Origin of the sequence: Caballeronia udeis (assembly GCF_044909315.1) — a bacterium.
In the GTDB taxonomy this organism is placed as follows: domain Bacteria; phylum Pseudomonadota; class Gammaproteobacteria; order Burkholderiales; family Burkholderiaceae; genus Caballeronia; species Caballeronia udeis_A.
Window position 1 is genome coordinate 152,788 of record NZ_JBIYEB010000014.1, and the last position, 15,221, is coordinate 168,008.

At 61.4% G+C, this 15,221-nt stretch carries 13 protein-coding genes; 10 read left to right on the forward strand and 3 right to left on the reverse strand.

The features are described from left to right. Positions 1-58 precede the first annotated feature (58 nt). Together ABH944_RS22700 and ABH944_RS22705 are read right to left on the reverse strand one after the other, a co-directional pair. Positions 59-1,297: an ABC transporter substrate-binding protein gene (locus ABH944_RS22700; RefSeq protein WP_404609099.1), complete on the reverse strand. Its 1,239-nt coding sequence runs from the start codon at positions 1,295-1,297 to the stop codon at positions 59-61. Between the two features lie 147 nt (positions 1,298-1,444). Then, a complete protein-coding gene (locus tag ABH944_RS22705; RefSeq protein WP_404608984.1) occupies positions 1,445-2,503 on the reverse strand; it encodes an ABC transporter ATP-binding protein in 1,059 nt (352 codons plus the stop codon). A 319-nt stretch (positions 2,504-2,822) separates the two neighbouring features. Between ABH944_RS22705 and ABH944_RS22710 the strand changes: the two genes are divergently transcribed. From ABH944_RS22710 to ABH944_RS22745, 8 genes are all read left to right on the forward strand, one after another. Then, a complete protein-coding gene (locus ABH944_RS22710; RefSeq protein ID WP_404608986.1) occupies positions 2,823-3,809 on the forward strand; it encodes a polysaccharide deacetylase family protein in 987 nt (328 codons plus the stop codon). Further along, complete coding sequence (locus ABH944_RS22715) at positions 3,806-4,525, forward strand: GntR family transcriptional regulator (RefSeq protein ID WP_404608987.1); 720 nt, start codon at positions 3,806-3,808, stop codon at positions 4,523-4,525. Before ABH944_RS22710 ends, ABH944_RS22715 begins: the two co-directional genes overlap by 4 nt. 116 nt (positions 4,526-4,641) lie before the next feature. Then, positions 4,642-5,232, forward strand: coding sequence for a flavin reductase family protein (locus ABH944_RS22720; RefSeq protein ID WP_404608988.1), 591 nt, complete (start codon positions 4,642-4,644; stop codon positions 5,230-5,232). 17 nt (positions 5,233-5,249) lie between these two features. Further along, positions 5,250-6,842: a gamma-glutamyltransferase family protein gene (locus ABH944_RS22725; protein ID WP_404608990.1), complete on the forward strand. Its 1,593-nt coding sequence runs from the start codon at positions 5,250-5,252 to the stop codon at positions 6,840-6,842. 530 nt (positions 6,843-7,372) lie between these two features. Beyond that, on the forward strand, positions 7,373-8,653 hold the full coding sequence (locus tag ABH944_RS22730; RefSeq protein WP_404608991.1) for an MFS transporter: 1,281 nt from the start codon (positions 7,373-7,375) through the stop codon (positions 8,651-8,653). 78 nt (positions 8,654-8,731) lie between these two features. Further along, positions 8,732-8,986 carry an imidazolonepropionase-like domain-containing protein gene (locus ABH944_RS22735; protein ID WP_404609112.1) on the forward strand — a complete coding sequence of 85 codons (255 nt, stop codon included), beginning with the start codon at positions 8,732-8,734 and terminating at the stop codon, positions 8,984-8,986. Continuing rightward, positions 8,950-10,077 (forward strand): guanine deaminase, encoded by a 1,128-nt coding sequence (gene guaD, locus ABH944_RS22740; RefSeq protein ID WP_404609101.1) that lies wholly within the window; start codon positions 8,950-8,952, stop codon positions 10,075-10,077. Before ABH944_RS22735 ends, guaD begins: the two co-directional genes overlap by 37 nt. 236 nt (positions 10,078-10,313) lie before the next feature. Further along, a complete protein-coding gene (locus tag ABH944_RS22745; protein ID WP_404608993.1) occupies positions 10,314-10,754 on the forward strand; it encodes a CBS domain-containing protein in 441 nt (146 codons plus the stop codon). Between the two features lie 385 nt (positions 10,755-11,139). Here ABH944_RS22745 and ABH944_RS22750 read toward each other — a convergent pair whose 3' ends face one another. Then, on the reverse strand, positions 11,140-11,574 hold the full coding sequence (locus tag ABH944_RS22750; protein WP_404608995.1) for a S8/S53 family peptidase: 435 nt from the start codon (positions 11,572-11,574) through the stop codon (positions 11,140-11,142). 1,095 nt (positions 11,575-12,669) lie between these two features. Between ABH944_RS22750 and ABH944_RS22755 the strand changes: the two genes are divergently transcribed. After that, positions 12,670-13,449, forward strand: coding sequence for a hypothetical protein (locus ABH944_RS22755; protein WP_404608996.1), 780 nt, complete (start codon positions 12,670-12,672; stop codon positions 13,447-13,449). Positions 13,450-13,681: 232 nt separating this feature from the next. After that, complete coding sequence (locus ABH944_RS22760) at positions 13,682-15,211, forward strand: PLL family lectin (protein ID WP_404608997.1); 1,530 nt, start codon at positions 13,682-13,684, stop codon at positions 15,209-15,211. The last annotated feature ends 10 nt before the right edge of the window (positions 15,212-15,221 follow it).

Sequence of the window (15,221 nt, forward strand, 5' to 3'; positions counted from 1 at the left end):
TGGATAAACGAAAGGCGGCCGGCGCGCATCACGCACGCCGGCCTTGCGCCAAACCAGACTAGGCAGCGATGAACTCGTTCCACTTCTGGACCATGTAGATGTTCTCGTCCATCACCGCGTTCCAGCACGCTATTGCCCCCATGCGCTGGTTGTACGAACCGCCATCGCGCACCGTGCCGACCTTTTCGAGCAACTGGCCATCGGGTGCCTTGATATCCTGCGCGGCCGGCTTGCCTTCGATCCAGTAGTCCCATTCATACGGCTGCATATGGGGCTTCGCGGTCTCGAGCACACCGGCGTAATAGCCCTGGCGCATCAGGTATGCACCCGCCCAGCCGTCCTGGAACCAGTTGATGAACTCGTAGGCGGCGTCGAGCTTGCGGCCCTGCAACGAACGCGGCAGCCCGAAGCCCGACGCCCACGAGCGATACCCCTCCTTGAGCGGCTGGAACTTGCACGCAATCCCCATTGTGCGGACCTTCGTGACGGCGGGCGACCACATCGACTGGATCACGACTTCGCCGGACGCCATCAGGTTCACGCTTTCGTTGAAGTCCTTCCAGAACGCCCGGAACTGGCCCGCGCGCTTCGCCTCGATCAGGATCTTGATGGTCTGGTCAATCTCGGCCTTGGTCATGTTGCCTTTGTCGCCGTACTTGACATGACCCATTGCCTCGATCGCCATCGCCGAATCCATGATGCCGATAGCGGGAATATTCAGGAGTGCGGCACGTCCCTTGAACTCGGGGTTCAGCAATTCGGACCAGCTATTGATCGGACGCTTGATCAGGTCGGGGCGAATGCCGAGCGTATCGGCGTTGTAGGTGGTCGGGATCAGCGTCATCCATTCGGTGGGCGTCGCGGAGAACTCGGTCGAGCGTGCGCCCGTCAGGAACATCACCTTCTTGGGTGCCGTGCCCTGGTCGCCAATCTTCTTCCCGTCGACTTCACCACGAGTAAGCACCGGCGTGATCTTGTCGGCGAGCTTGATCTTCTTTGCGTCCATGCCGGCCAGCGTGCCGGCGGGGATCAGCTTCTTCAGCGAGAAGTACTCGGTGTCGACAATATCGAATGAATTCGGCTGCGTGATGATGCGCTTGGCGACGTCGTCGGTGGTGACCGGGATGTACTGGATCTGGATGCCGGTATCTTCCTGGAATTTCTTCGCAATATCCGAACTCTGGTTCACCGCCGTGCCCAGGTAGCGAAGCGTGATCTTTTCCTGCGCATGCACGTACGGGAACCCCGCAATGCCGGCCGCGGCGACCGCGCCCTTGAGCAGGGTGCGGCGTGACATACCCTTGCCCGCGCCCAGGCTGGATTCCGTCGTGGCGGCGCTCGCGGGTGTCTCGCTCGTGCTGGGTTCGGACGGGTGTTCGTAACGCTCGGTCATGGCCTTTTTCCTTGGTTGAAATTGTCGTTCACTGCAACGCAAAGCGGTCGCTTATGCCGCCAATGCATGGGCGTCCTGCTCGTTCCACCAGACCACGACACGCGCATCGGGCGCGAGGCGCTGCGGGTCGTATTCGTTATCGGGTAGCAGGGAAACCAGGTCGGGTGAACCGTCGAGCGGCGCGAGCGTCATGCGCAAATGAGTGCCCTGGTATTCAGTTTCGCGGACCGTGCACGGAATGCCGCCGATCCGGCTGAACCCGCTCTCGCTCGCGGGCGACTGGACCGGCGTGGAGCCGTGCGGCGCTATACGCAGATGATCGGCACGCACGGTAAACGAACGGCCGTTTGCGCCGAACACGTTATGTCCGCCAAGGAAACGCGCGACGAATTCCGTGCGGGGCCAGTTAAATACTTCGTGCGGCGAGCCGCTTTGCTCGATGCGCCCGTGGCTCATGACAACGACCATATCCGCGAGCGCGAGCGCCTCTTCCTGTGAGTGCGTCACGTGCACGAAGGTGATGCCCAGCTCCTTCTGCCAGCGCTTGAGCTCGGCGCGCATCTGCACGCGCAGGAACGGGTCGAGTGCGGACAGAGGTTCGTCGAGCAGCAGGCAACGCGGTTCATTGAGTAGTGCGCGGGCGAGTGCAACACGCTGCTGCTGGCCGCCCGACAGTTGCGACGGCTTGCGCTCGGCATAAGCGCTCATCGCGACAAGTTCCAGCAGTTCACCCGCCCGCTGACGGCGTACGTCCTTCGCCACGCCGCGCATCTTCAGGCTGAACGCGACGTTGTCGAGCGCGGACAGATGCGGAAACAACGCATAACTCTGGAAGACCATCGCGGTGCCGCGCGTGGCGGGTTGTGCGCGCGTGACGTTGCGCTGGCCAATGAGAATGTCGCCGTCGCTGATCGATTCATGCCCGGCGATCATCCGCAACGTCGAGGTCTTGCCGCAGCCCGACGGCCCGAGCAGGCAGCAGTACTGGCCGCCGGGAATCCGCAGGTCGATCGAATCGACGGCAAGCGAATCGCCATATTGTTTCGATACATGCACCAGTTCGATATCGGCAGGCTCGGTTTTAAGCACGGCTGAAGTGGGCTGGGTCATAGGCTTGAGGTCATGCAGGGCGTTTCCTTAATAGGGGCGGCGGTCGGCGGCACGGGCAAGGTCTCTGCAAGACGCCGAATGCAAGACATGTGCCACTTTGTCCGCATACCGGGGATTTGATCGCAAGCCATCGAATCTATTGAACGTAGACGATATGGCGTGTAAATTGCACACGATTGCGCACCGAACTGTCGGCAATCAAACTCGCCAATCCGCACAATCGCGGTGCGCCGCGGGTCCGGCACGGGGCGCAATCCCCCAAAAAGGTTCACGCACGGCACGCCCGTGCGCAGCACGTTTGTCACCAGGGCATTTGCACATGGACATCATCCGCACCGTTCGCGCGCCGCACGATCCTGCGTTCGGCCCGCTCGCCACGCACGGTCGCTTTCCGTACCGGCCGATCACCGACACCGACGCGTTTCGGTGGCCCGGCGACACCGGGCTCGCCGTCTACCTCGGCTTCAACATCGAGCACTTCGCGTTCGGCGAAGGCCTGGGCGCCGCACTCGGCCCGGTCTCGCCGCAGCCCGATGTGCTCAACTACAGCTGGCGTGAATACGGCAACCGTGTGGGCGTATGGCGCTGCATCGAACTCTTCGACCAGCTCGACCTGCCGTCGGGCACGCTGATCAATACGTCGCTCTACGACCACTGCCCGGAGGTCATCGACGCCTGTCTCGCACGCGGCGACGAACTGATCGCGCATGGCCATACGAATGCGCATCGCCAGAGCGACCTGGACGAAAACAGCGAGCGCGCGTTGCTGCGGCATTGCCGGGAGCGTCTGGCCGCCCATGCCGGCACGCCGCCTGCGGGCTGGCTCTCGCCCTGGATCTCCGAGTCGCGCGTCACACCCGACCTGCTCGCGGAAACCGGCTACCGCTACACCCTGAACTGGTGCCACGACGACCGCCCGGTGCGCATGGCGACGCGCTCCGGTTCGTTGTGGTCCATCCCCTACCCGCAAGAACTCAACGACTTGCCAATGATGGTCGGCCGCCATCTCGACGCGCGCGCCTTCGCGGACATGATCATCGACCAGTTCGACGAAATGCTCGAACAGGCGAACCGCAGCCGCCATGCGCAGGCACTCGTGATGGGTATCGCATTGCATCCCTATCTCGTCGGACAGCCCTACCGGCTGCGGCATTTGCGGCGCGCACTGCAGCACATTGCCGCCGCGCGCGCGAACGGCGACGTGTGGATCACAACGCCCGGCGCCATCGCCCGCCATATGGACGAGATGGAGCGCACGGGCCTCGTCGGTACTTCGCAGCAAGCCCGGCTTTCAGCAGAAAAATGACGCCGAAATCCCCATTGAAGGTGGCGGCAAAGCCCGCCAAAGAAGCTGTGCAGGACGCCGATGCCCGCCTCTACCAGGCTATCTTCGACGGTGTGCTCAACCATCGCCTGACGCCCGGCACCAAACTTCCAGAGCCAGAGTTGTGCCAGTTGTTCGGCGTCGGCCGCGCGGTCGTGCGGCGCGTGCTGGAGCGGCTCGCCTACGACGGCATTGTCGTGTTGCGGCCGAACAAGGGCGCGGTGATCGCCGAGCCGACGCCCGAGGAAACACGCGAGATTTTCGAAGCGCGCCGCTCGATGGAACGGGTGCTGGTGGAGCTCGCCGTGCAACGTGCGACTGCGCACGACATCAAGGAACTGCGCCGCCAGCTGGCCGACGAGCACGAAGCCATGCATCGCTTCGACCAGCCCTCGTGGGCGCGGCTTGCAAGCGACTTTCACCTGCGTATTGCGGCACTTGCCGGCAATTCGATCCTGCAACGTTACCTGACGGAACTGGTATCGCGATGCTCGCTGATCGTGGGCGTCTACGAGCCGCCGGGCCATGCGCCCTGCGAGCACGACGAACATGCGGCGATTGTCGACTGCATCGAGGCGCGCGACGCGGCCGGCGCGATTGCGCGCATGGAAGCGCACCTTCGCGAACTGGAAGAGCGCCTTGAGACGTCGCGCATGCAGGGCGAGAAAAGCCTTGGGCAACTGCTCGGCATGAGTTGAATCCAGGTGTAAGCCCTGAATGTCAGCCCTGAGTGTCAGCCCTGAGTGTCAGCCCTGAGTGCCAGCCCTGAGTGCCAGCCCTGAGTGCCAGCCCTGAGTTACTGATCCGGACCATCATGGAAATAGACTTCGAAACCATCACCGAATATCAGCGATACAAGCTCATGGCGAGCCTGATCGTGCCGCGTCCGATCGCGCTGGTCACGACCTTGAGCGCAAGCGGCACGATCAACGCGGCGCCCTTCTCGATGTTCAATATGCTGGGCGAGGAGCCGCCCATTGTGATGATCAGCATCAACCGCCTCAACGATGGCTCGCTCAAGGACACCGCCGTGAATATTGCGCGCAGCCGGGAGTTCGTCGTGCATCTGTGCGACGAAGCGATGGCTGAGAAGATGCATCGGTGCGGAGAACGTCTGCCGCCCGATGTCAGCGAGCTCGAGAAGGTCGGGCTGACGCCGACGCCAAGCTCGCGAGTCGCGCCGCCACGGATCGCAGAAGCGCCGGTGGCGTTCGAATGCACGTTGTGGGAGACGCTGGAAACCACGAGCCGGCAGATATTCATCGGATGCGTTCACCGCCTGCATGCACGCGACGAATTGATCGATATCGAAACATGGCGTGTGCGGCTTCAGCACTACTTCCCGGTCGGACGGTTCGGCGCGAGCGACTATGTGACCACCCGCGAGCGCTTCACGCTCGGCTGACCGACCACGGAGCCTCCATGTCCCTGCACAACACGACCCTCGCCACGTCCACCGAAGGGATGGTCACCAGCCCCCATGCGCTCGCAAGCGAAGCGGGACTCGAGGTGCTGCGCGCGGGCGGCAACGCCATTGAAGCAGCCATTGCAACAGGCGCGGCGCTGAGCGTGACCTATCCGCATTTCACCGGTCTTGGCGGCGATGCGTTCTGGGTCATCGGCGACCGGACGGGCATGCTGCGCACGTTATCGGGCATCGGGCAGGCGGCGCAGACCTTGCCCGCGTTCTCCGCCGCCATCCCGTTGCGCGGCGCCGGCTCGACGCTGACCACGGCAGCCACGGCCGATACCTGGCATCAGGCGTACGCGATCAGCCAGGCGTCATGGGGCGGTCAACGCACATGGTCGTCGCTGTTCGACCGCGCTATCGGCCATGCATCCGAGGGATTTCCGGTCACCCCTTCGCAGCACTTCTGGCAGCAGTTTCGCGCCGATGAATTACGCGCAATGCCGGGCTTTTCAGCAGTATTTGCGCCCGGCGGACAAACGCCTGCGATCGGCGAGCGCTTCGCTCAACCGGCGCTCGCGCGCAGTCTTGAACGCATTGCAACCTACGGCGCGCGCGAATTCTACGAAGGTGAACTCGCTGAGCGCATTGCACGCGGCTTGCGGCAAGCGGGTTCGCCGCTGACGCAGGCCGACCTCGCGAAGACCCGCGCACGCGATGAAACACCGCTGCGCGTGGCGTATCGCGGTGGAGAACTCGTGAGCCTGCAACCCCCTACGCAAGGCGTCACCACGCTGCAAATCATGGGCACGCTGGCGCGCTTCGACCTGTCGGCCATTGCGGAAGGCAGCGCCGACTACTACCACCTGCTGGTGGAGGCGGTGAAATGCGCGTTCGTGGACCGGGACCGTTTCGTCTGCGACCCGGAGTTCAACCGCGTTCCTGTGAACGAGATGCTCTCCTCCGACACGCTCGACGCTCATGCGCGCTCGATTAACCCTCACCAAGCGCGGGCGTGGCCGCACGTATTCCGCCCCGGCGATACGGCGTTCATCGGCGCATCGGACGCGCAAGGCCGCAGCGTCAGTCTGCTGCAAACGGTCTACTTCGACTGGGGCAGCGGCATCGTGGCCGGCGACACCGGTATTCTCTGGCACAACCGAGGCGCGTCGTTCAGCGTGGACGCCGCGCATCACAATTCCGTGCAGCCGGGCAAGCGGCCATTTCATACGCTCAATCCGGGTATGTACCTGAAAGATGGCCGGCCGCATTTGCTGTTCGGCACGCAGGGCGCGGACGGCCAGCCGCAGACCCTGGCAGCGGTGTTGACGCGGTTGATCGACTACGGGATGGACCCGCTGAGCGCGCTGGCTCGTCCGCGATTCCTGCTTGGGAAAACCTTCTCGGATACCCGCGATGCACTGAAGCTGGAAGAAGATGCCGGCGCCGATGTGTTCGCCGCGCTAGCCGCGCGCGGGCATGAAGTGAGCACGATTGCCGCGCAGAGTCCGCTTGCCGGGCATCCGGGCGTCATTCGGATTGAGCCGGACGGCGCATTGTCCGGAGCGCATGATCCGCGTAGCGACGGCCAGGCAATGGGCATCTGAGAATCGGCATCTAAAACGGGCGCGCTTTTGACGGCGCGTCCGACTCGCTATCGCTACTGCGCTTCTCTTCATTTCCTGATTCCGTTCCGCTTGATCGCACCGGTTTTATCAATCGTCAATGCGAACGTTTTATATCTCGCCACCATAATCTCTGTTTCAGCTTCCATCCGTTAATCACGGAACAATCGCAACATGCGATTTAATCGCTTTTTCGAATTAAAAATGACATTCGAACGAATCCGTCAACCTGCCAATTAAAGGCTTGTAGAAATCGATATCAGTTGTTAAGTTCACTGAATTGCCGATCCACGCGCCGTTCCGTCCATGCTCAAAGCAGCCACCCGCTTTACGTGCCCCGAGTCATATTGACTGAGCGGGGCGAATACTCGTCTAAATTCGTTGCCGGATAGATCCGGCATAAATCTTCGCTCATTCATTGAATCGACAACCTGAAGTCCGGGTAGATTTTATTTCATTTTAAAAAACGCGATTATTTCGAGCGCGGAGTTGTATTCGCCTGGAGAAGACCTATGAACGCGGTTTCATCGAAGCAAATTCCAGTAGCGCCCTTTCAGCTCGGTGGCGCGCGAGCGTGGTGGATCTGGGCGCTTTCCGTGGCATTCGTCATCTATCTGTTCAGCGTGCAAACCGGGTATTCAATCGTCAACTCCGAGGTACAGAAAAGCGCGTCGCTGACTGTCAAGCAGGTCGCCGGCGTGGCGGCCGTCTACACGTGGGTGTTCGCCATCTGCCAGTTCTTCGGCGGCGCATTGCTGGATCGCCTGGGGGTACACAAGGTCTTGCCAATTTCGGTGGTGCTGGTCACCGCAGGCGTATTCCTGTTTGCCAATGCGGACAGCTACAACACGCTGCTCGTCTCGCAGTTCGTCATGGCGGTGGGCGCATGTACCGGGTTTGTGGGGGCGGGCTACATTGGCGGCCAATGGTTCGGCATGTCCCGCTTCAACTTCATGTTCGGGCTGGTGCAGTTCTGCGCGTCGCTGTCCTCGGCATTCTCGGTCAATGCATTGCAACTCGGGCTGAATGCAATGCCATGGCGGGAAGTGTTCAACCTCGTGGGCGCAGCCGGGGTCGTGCTGTCCGTTCTTGCCTTCTTCTTCCTGAAGAATCCGACACCCGTCGAATCATCGGGTGCGGGCGGTGCCGGGGCTTTTGTGCGTTCAGTCCTGACTGCGTTGCTGCAGGGGATCAAGATTCCCCATGTCTGGTTGTCGGCGTTGATCTGCGCCGCGTTGTTCGGCAGCATGCTGGCGGCTGGCGTGGTCTGGACACCCAAGCTCATGGAAATTCGCGGTGCATCCCCCGCTACGGCCGCGTTCAGTTCCTCTCTCCTGTGGCTCGGTCTTGCGGCAGGCTGCCTCGTGATTCCCGCGCTCTCCGACAAGATCGAACGGCGCAAGATGCCGATCGTGGTCGGCATAGCCGTCCAGGTGGCCTGTGCGGGCGCCCTGCTTTATCTGCCGTCGGTATCCATTCCCGTCGCGATGGCACTGAACTTTCTTTTCGGCTTCGCAAACGCGGCGCACATGCTTACGTTCAGCACCGCCGCGGACGTCGTCCCGCCGGAATTGATCGGTACATCGGCTGCGTTTGTGAATGGCCTCGCGTTCATTGCCGGCGGCATCATGATCGCCGCGCCGGGCTCGAGAGTGGTCTCCGGAGTCGCTGCGGGGCTCACGGACCAGACGATGGCCATTGCCGAATATGCAGCCGAACCCATCATTGTTTCCCTGATCGCGGCGTTCGTGATCTCGCTGATCATGAAGGAATCGCATCCGGCGCGGAGCTGACCCGGCCCGTGCCCCTCGCCACGCTTTTCGCTTCGGTCGCCCACGCGACCAGCACGCCCCACCATCAGGAAGATTGACATGACGACCTTCAAAGCTTTGCGCGCCGACGTGATTACCTTCAGCGGCGACCCCTTTCTCGAACCCGCCGAAAAATGCCTGGTCCACATTCCCGACGCGATCGTTGCAATCGACGGCGGTCGTATTGTCGACGTCGGGCCTGCTTCGGAAGTGGCTCGCGGCTGCCTCCGGGCGTCGCGGTCCAGCACTATCCGGATTCCATTATCTCGGCCGGGTTCATCGATACGCACATCCACTATCCGCAGACGAAAGTGATCGGGGCGTTCGGCCAGCAACTCCTCGAATGGCTCAACACCTATACCTTCGTCGCGGAGCAGAATTTTGCGGATCAGGGCCATGCGCAGAAGATCGCAAAGATCTTCTTGCGCGAGCTGTTGCGTTGCGGCACGACCACCGCCGCGGTCTACTGCACGGTCCATCCCGGATCGGTGGATGCATTCTTCGAGGAGTCGGCGCGTTTCAACACGCGCATGGTTGCGGGCAAGGTGTTGATGGACCGCAACGCACCGGCAGCCCTGCTCGATACCGCCGAACTCGCGCACACACAAAGCTCGGCGCTGATCGCGAAGTGGCACAAGCACGGACGGCAGTTGTATTGCATTACGCCGCGCTTCGCGCCCACCAGCACGGAAGCCCAGCTGGACGTATGCGGCGCCTTGCTCAGGGAGCATCCCGACGCCTACGTACAGACGCATCTGTGCGAGAACGTGGACGAGATCAAGTGGGTGATGGAACTGTTCCCGGCACGCAAAAGCTATCTGGACGTCTATGCGCACGCGGGCATTGTGGGACCGCGTTCCATCTACGGTCACGGCGTTCATCTGACGGAAGACGATCTTTGCACGTGCCACCAGACCGGTGCGGCGCTGGCGCATTGTCCGACGTCGAACCTGTTCCTGGGCAGCGGGCTGTTCCGTCTGTTCGATGCCAAGAATCCAAAACGGCCGGTGCGTGTCGGACTGGGTACCGACGTGGGTGCGGGTACGAGCTTTTCGCAATTGCAATCGCTCAACGAGGCCTACAAGGTCGCGCAAATGAACCAGACGAAGCTCAACGCAATCCAGGCTTTCTACCTCGCAACGCGAGGCGGCGCCGAGGCCTTGTACTTGCAGGACAAGATAGGAACCGTGGCGAAAGGCTATGAGGCCGACCTTGTCATACTCGACCGCAAGGCCACGCCGCTGATGTCATTCCGATCGGGATACTGCAAGGACATCGTCGAACAGCTGTTCGTGCTCATGACTCTTGGCGACGATCGCGCGATCAAGGCGACCTATGTAGCCGGTGAGCAGGTGTATGAGCGCGGTCTCTCGGGAGAGGATTTCCGTTATCCAGCGGCTGCTTAGTTGCATGTCGTGAACGGCGCGCGGCGACCAGCCAGCGCCGGTTGCCGCTGAACCTCCCATCAAGTCTCGCGCAACGTCGCCCGCATGACGGCAACCTGCCAAAAATCGGGCCGACTTCGCCCCTCGACCCGCAACCAGGCCACCTATACTGAAAGCGGTGGTCCTTCACGACAGCCTGTCGCGGATTGTCATCGGGCCGCCAAGGTCGAATGAGAAATGGGAAATGGAGCCACTCCATGACAAGCGTTGCGCAAATCCTCAAGTCGAAACCGAACCAGAGCGTCTACACGGTCACCGCGTCCGAATGCGTCTACGACGCGATCAAACTCATGGCGGAAAAGCACATTGGAGCACTGGTCGTCACCGACGGCGACAGCATTGCCGGGATCATCACGGAGCGTGACTATGCGCGAAAAGTGGTGCTGAAGGACCGCTCGTCGAAGGTCACGCCGGTGCGGGACATCATGACCCGGGCAGTGCGTTTCGTGCGGCCTGACCAGTCAAGCGAAGAATGCATGGCGCTGATGACCGAATACCGCATGCGCCATCTGCCAGTGCTCGATCACGAGCGGCTGGTCGGCATGATCTCGATCGGCGACCTGGTGAAGAACATCATCGAGGAACAAGAATTCACGATCCAGCAACTCGAACACTACATTACGGGCGAGCGGGCCTGAGCCGGCGACCGGCCCAGGCGCAACGATCCTGGACTGTCTTCAGCGCTCGACCTCGCCAGGAGGGTGGTGCCTCGCCCAGGCCCGCCTGAAGAGCCGTGCCGTTCACGCCCCCCATCCCCGTGCATGCGTTCCAGCCAGCCGTGGCCGGATAGCCGGTCGTTCCGTCGAAAGAATTGTTGGCGGGTCCGGGTGGACCCGAAACGTCACGGAATACGCCGCTCCCGAGGCTGTACAGGCTTGGGGTGATGAATCCCACCGAATGGCCCAGGTTGGCGTTCATGATCGCAATAAGGCCCGCATATAAGGGTGCCACCGCGCTTTGGCACCTCGGCATTGGCCTGATCGCTGGGAACCGGGAAACGCGCGCTCACGCCACCGCACGCGATCACCCAGGGTTCGGTTGCCGGATAGCGGGCCTGAGCCTGCTTTCGTGTCCCCAGAAAAGCACCTGAGTCCCCGAGGGGACCAGCACGGTGACGCCGGCACTCGCTGCGTCCTGAAACAACTGGTCAATTGCCGTGAACTCCTGGTCGGAGAAACTTTGGGCATTCTCGTCGCCCGGTCCCCATCCATAGCTGATGGACAGGACCGCCGGCACGGGGTCGCCCGTTCCCGGGTGGATCATTCGCTGAAGGGCATGAATGATGTTCTGCGTAGTCCCGCCCGTGAAATACACGGCGATGGTCGCGTCCTGCACAATGGCGCTCGCGACCGTGATGTCCAGCACCGTTTCACCGTCCGACACACCGGCGTTACTCACGCCGTCGACGGCGACATCCACGGGTACCGGCACGGTCAGGCTGCCGCCGAATGCTTGCATGATGACATTCCAAATCAGCCGCCAAAGGGCGGAATCGGGAAGAAGATTCGGACCACTGGCGAACCCTTTGGGCGCCACGGCCAATCCGTGAAACCGGAGGTCTGCTGGCCTTCGGAGGGGAACCATTTTGGTGCGTGCGGACGTGCCTCGCATTCAAGGCACTGGTTCACGATAGGTCGCCCAAGTTGCGAAGTCAAGACGCGCACGGAATCGAAAAACACACAATAACTCGGCGGATCTTGCTCAATCACACACACCTTCCAGGCAACAAAAAGCGAAGCGATGCAGGCAGGAATAAAAGCCATGAATCGCTTGGAGAAGAGCGCCGAAAGATCGCATCGAATGGCTGAAAATAACAGTACGTAGTCCGAAAATAACAGTTAACCATTAAATCTCCGCCGCGGAGCCCGCGCCAACCATTTCCCGGCCGGTTCCTGATATCGCGATTCATGCTGCCATTATCGCTAACAGGTCCGGACGCGTTCAATGTCAGGCCAGCATCGCCCACGCTGCAAGCGCACCGTTATAGCTCGTGTAAAAGCCGTACGCGTCGTACACCACACTGCCCCCAATTTCCCTAAATGCGGATAAGTGACGCTGAATTGCTATCCCGACAGCCAAAAAAAATCAATTCACGTTGTGTCGCCGTTTAACAGGACACCATGTAGTTACTCCCTTCGCTTTGGGCACTTTAAGCGCTCGATCGCGTCTCCAGTCATCACCGCCCAAGTGCAATATCCCCCTCCTGGGAACTATGTGTGTTTGGCCTCATTTCCGGTGAAGTGGGTCTTAAGATCATTTGGATTACTGAGCTATCCTGAATTGCCGTTGCTGCACCTTCTCGATCGATATTTTTCGTTCGAGGGGGGCGTACCCAGGCAGGGAGACTTGTGTCCGGGCGCGCAAACGTTCAACTGTTAAGCGACTTCCGAGTCCGCATATCGAAGACAAGACGACCGTTCGCCGGCTGCTTGCGTGGCCAGCGCGGATCGAACTCGTGTCCACCGAGGCGGTCTTTCCGGGTGCCGTTCCATGCCCGGGCAGCACCGCTCCACAACCGGATTCTGGGAGCGCTTCAACCTGAGGAGAAGACAAATGACTGCTTACAAGCTCGGCCGCCTGCATCGCACTTATGATCCGCGGGTACCCCACATGAGCGCGCTGCTCGCGGGGCAGACGCCCGCGCCGCCACCCGCGGAAATCGACTACACGAAAGGCATGCCGGATAACCTCGGCATGATGCTCAATAACACGCTTGGGGACTGTACGTGTGCTGCGTTCTATCACGCGCTGCAAGTGTGGAGTTTCAACACCACGTCCACGATCGAAACGGAGCCCAACAAGGATGTGGAGCAACTTTATGTCCTCGGGTGCGGCTACAACCCGAAAGCCGGTGGCGAGGGTCCGGGAGGCAACGAGCAGCACCTGCTCACCTATTTGCTCAAGACCGGTGCACCAATGGGTAATAGCGAGACGCCAAAGAAAATCGCGGCTTTCGTTGAAGTGGATCCGCGCAACGTGGACGACGTGAAACGCGCCATTGTCGACTGCGGCGTCGCCTACATTGGTTTCAATGTGCCGCAATACATTGTTCCCGCTCCGCCCGCGGTGCCGCCGGAGGTGTGGGACGTGCAGAACAGTAACGATGCAATCGTCGGTGGCCATGCCGTCGTGCTGGCCGGATACGACAACTCCGGTGCGCACCTCATATCGTGGGGCAGCTTCTACACCATGACATGGGCCTTCTTCGCGAAGTATGTCGACGAGGTTTACGCCATTGCCGACTCCACCTGGTTCACGGCCAAGAAGATGACGCCTGGCGGCCTGACCCTGGCTCAACTGGAAGAGCAGATGAAGGCCCTGAAGGCGAACTAGCTGAGCCACCACGCGATACCACGAAATGCCGCCGGCCCTGCCATGGGTCTGCCGGCATCCATGAATGAGCCTGAACAGAGGCCTCTGCGGCACGTATCAGAGACAACCAGGCAAATCGATTTTCCCAGGCGCGCCGGCAGCGCGGCAGGAAATCCGGTCATACGCAGTAGCCGGAATTGCCTGCCGCACTCCTCGCGCTTGACCTGGCGCCTCAATCATCTTGGGAGAAATCATGTCAGCACCAATATCAGTAGCACTGAGCACTGCCGTTACGGCGGCATGCAACGTCGATGGCCGCCTGGAGGTCTTGGGCATTGGCACGGATCGCGCGCTGTGGGATATCTGGCAGACAGCGCCACATGCTGGTCCATGGTCCGCCTGGACCTCGCTCGGTGGAATCCTCACCAACGAACCGTCAGTCGCAGTCAACTCCGACGGGCGGCTCGAAGTGTTCGCCCGCGGCGCGGACGACGCGCTGTGGCATACCTGGCAAACAGCGCCGCATGCAGGGCCGTGGTCGGCCTGGAGCTCGCTGGGCGGGTCGATCACCAGCGATGCCACGGTCGCCGTCAACTCCGATGGACGGCTTGAAGTATTTGCCCGCGGCACGGACAACGCGCTGTGGCACACCTGGCAAACGGTCCCGCATGCGGGACCATGGTCCGCGTGGAGTTCGCTGGGTGGATCGATCACCAGCGACATAGCGGTCGCCGTCAACACCGATGGTCGGCTTGAAGTGTTCGCTCGCGGCACGGACAACGCGCTGTGGCATATCTGGCAAACCGTCGCGCATGCCGGGCCGTGGTCCGCCTGGAGTTCACTCGGTGGAACGATCACCAGCAATGCGGCAGTTGCCGTCAACACCGACGGCCGGCTTGAAGCATTTGCGCGTGGCACGGACCACGCGCTATGGCATGTCTGGCAAACGGCGCCACACGCAGGGCCATGGTCCGACTGGAGCTCGCTGGGCGGCACCATCACCAGCGAGCCGACGGTCGCGGTCAACACCGATGGGCGACTCGAAGCGTTCGCACGCGGCGAAGATGATGCTCTATGGCATGTCTGGCAAACCGTGGCGCACGCGGAGCCGTGGTCCGCCTGGGCTTCACTCGGCGGAACGACCACAAGCGACGCGGCAGTCGCCGTCAACAGCGATGGCCGGCTTGAAGTGTTTGCCCGCGGCACGGACAACGCGCTGTGGCACATCTGGCAAACCGCGCCACATGCCGGGCCGTGGTCCGCCTGGGCATCTCTTGGGGGGACGCTGGTCACGCCGGCGGTGTATCTTGGCCTGAACGAGCAGTATCAAACGCAAAGCGAATGGTGCTGGGCGGCCACGACAGCCAGCATCACCCTTTACTACGATCCCGCTTCAACGTGGACACAGTGCTTGCTCGCAAACCAGCAACACAAGCAGACCACTTGCTGCGTCAACGGCGGCAGCACTGCATGCAATCAACCCGGTTACGGCGATCAGGCATTAGCCACGACCGGCCATCTCGCTTCGGAGTCCTCGGGCAAGCCGTCGTTCCAGACGATCACCAACCAGCTGGAAGCGGCGCATCCGGTGTCGATCAATATTCAATGGAATGGCGGCGGCGGTCACAACCCGGCGACCGACGGGTACGATAATACTGACCCTGCTACACCGACGATCAATATCGAGGACCCCATATACGGCCCGTCGATCCAGGACTTCAATACGTTCCCGGGCAGCTATAACGGTGGTGCTTCCTGGTACGCGTCCTACTATACGAAATGAGCCGCAGGAG

What these genes read in the sequence shown, in the direction of transcription:
- ABH944_RS22750 (WP_404608995.1), bottom strand. Translation starts at nt 11,574, where the DNA reads ATGCAAGCATTCGGCGGCAGCCTGACCGTGCCGGTACCCGTGGATGTC.
- ABH944_RS22720 (WP_404608988.1), top strand. Translation starts at nt 4,642, where the DNA reads ATGGAAATAGACTTCGAAACCATCACCGAATATCAGCGATACAAGCTC.
- ABH944_RS22700 (WP_404609099.1), bottom strand. Translation starts at nt 1,297, where the DNA reads ATGTCACGCCGCACCCTGCTCAAGGGCGCGGTCGCCGCGGCCGGCATT.
- ABH944_RS22735 (WP_404609112.1), top strand. Translation starts at nt 8,732, where the DNA reads ATGACGACCTTCAAAGCTTTGCGCGCCGACGTGATTACCTTCAGCGGC.
- ABH944_RS22755 (WP_404608996.1), top strand. Translation starts at nt 12,670, where the DNA reads ATGACTGCTTACAAGCTCGGCCGCCTGCATCGCACTTATGATCCGCGG.
- ABH944_RS22725 (WP_404608990.1), top strand. Translation starts at nt 5,250, where the DNA reads ATGTCCCTGCACAACACGACCCTCGCCACGTCCACCGAAGGGATGGTC.
- ABH944_RS22760 (WP_404608997.1), top strand. Translation starts at nt 13,682, where the DNA reads ATGTCAGCACCAATATCAGTAGCACTGAGCACTGCCGTTACGGCGGCA.
- ABH944_RS22730 (WP_404608991.1), top strand. Translation starts at nt 7,373, where the DNA reads ATGAACGCGGTTTCATCGAAGCAAATTCCAGTAGCGCCCTTTCAGCTC.
- ABH944_RS22715 (WP_404608987.1), top strand. Translation starts at nt 3,806, where the DNA reads ATGACGCCGAAATCCCCATTGAAGGTGGCGGCAAAGCCCGCCAAAGAA.
- ABH944_RS22710 (WP_404608986.1), top strand. Translation starts at nt 2,823, where the DNA reads ATGGACATCATCCGCACCGTTCGCGCGCCGCACGATCCTGCGTTCGGC.
- ABH944_RS22745 (WP_404608993.1), top strand. Translation starts at nt 10,314, where the DNA reads ATGACAAGCGTTGCGCAAATCCTCAAGTCGAAACCGAACCAGAGCGTC.
- ABH944_RS22705 (WP_404608984.1), bottom strand. Translation starts at nt 2,503, where the DNA reads ATGACCCAGCCCACTTCAGCCGTGCTTAAAACCGAGCCTGCCGATATC.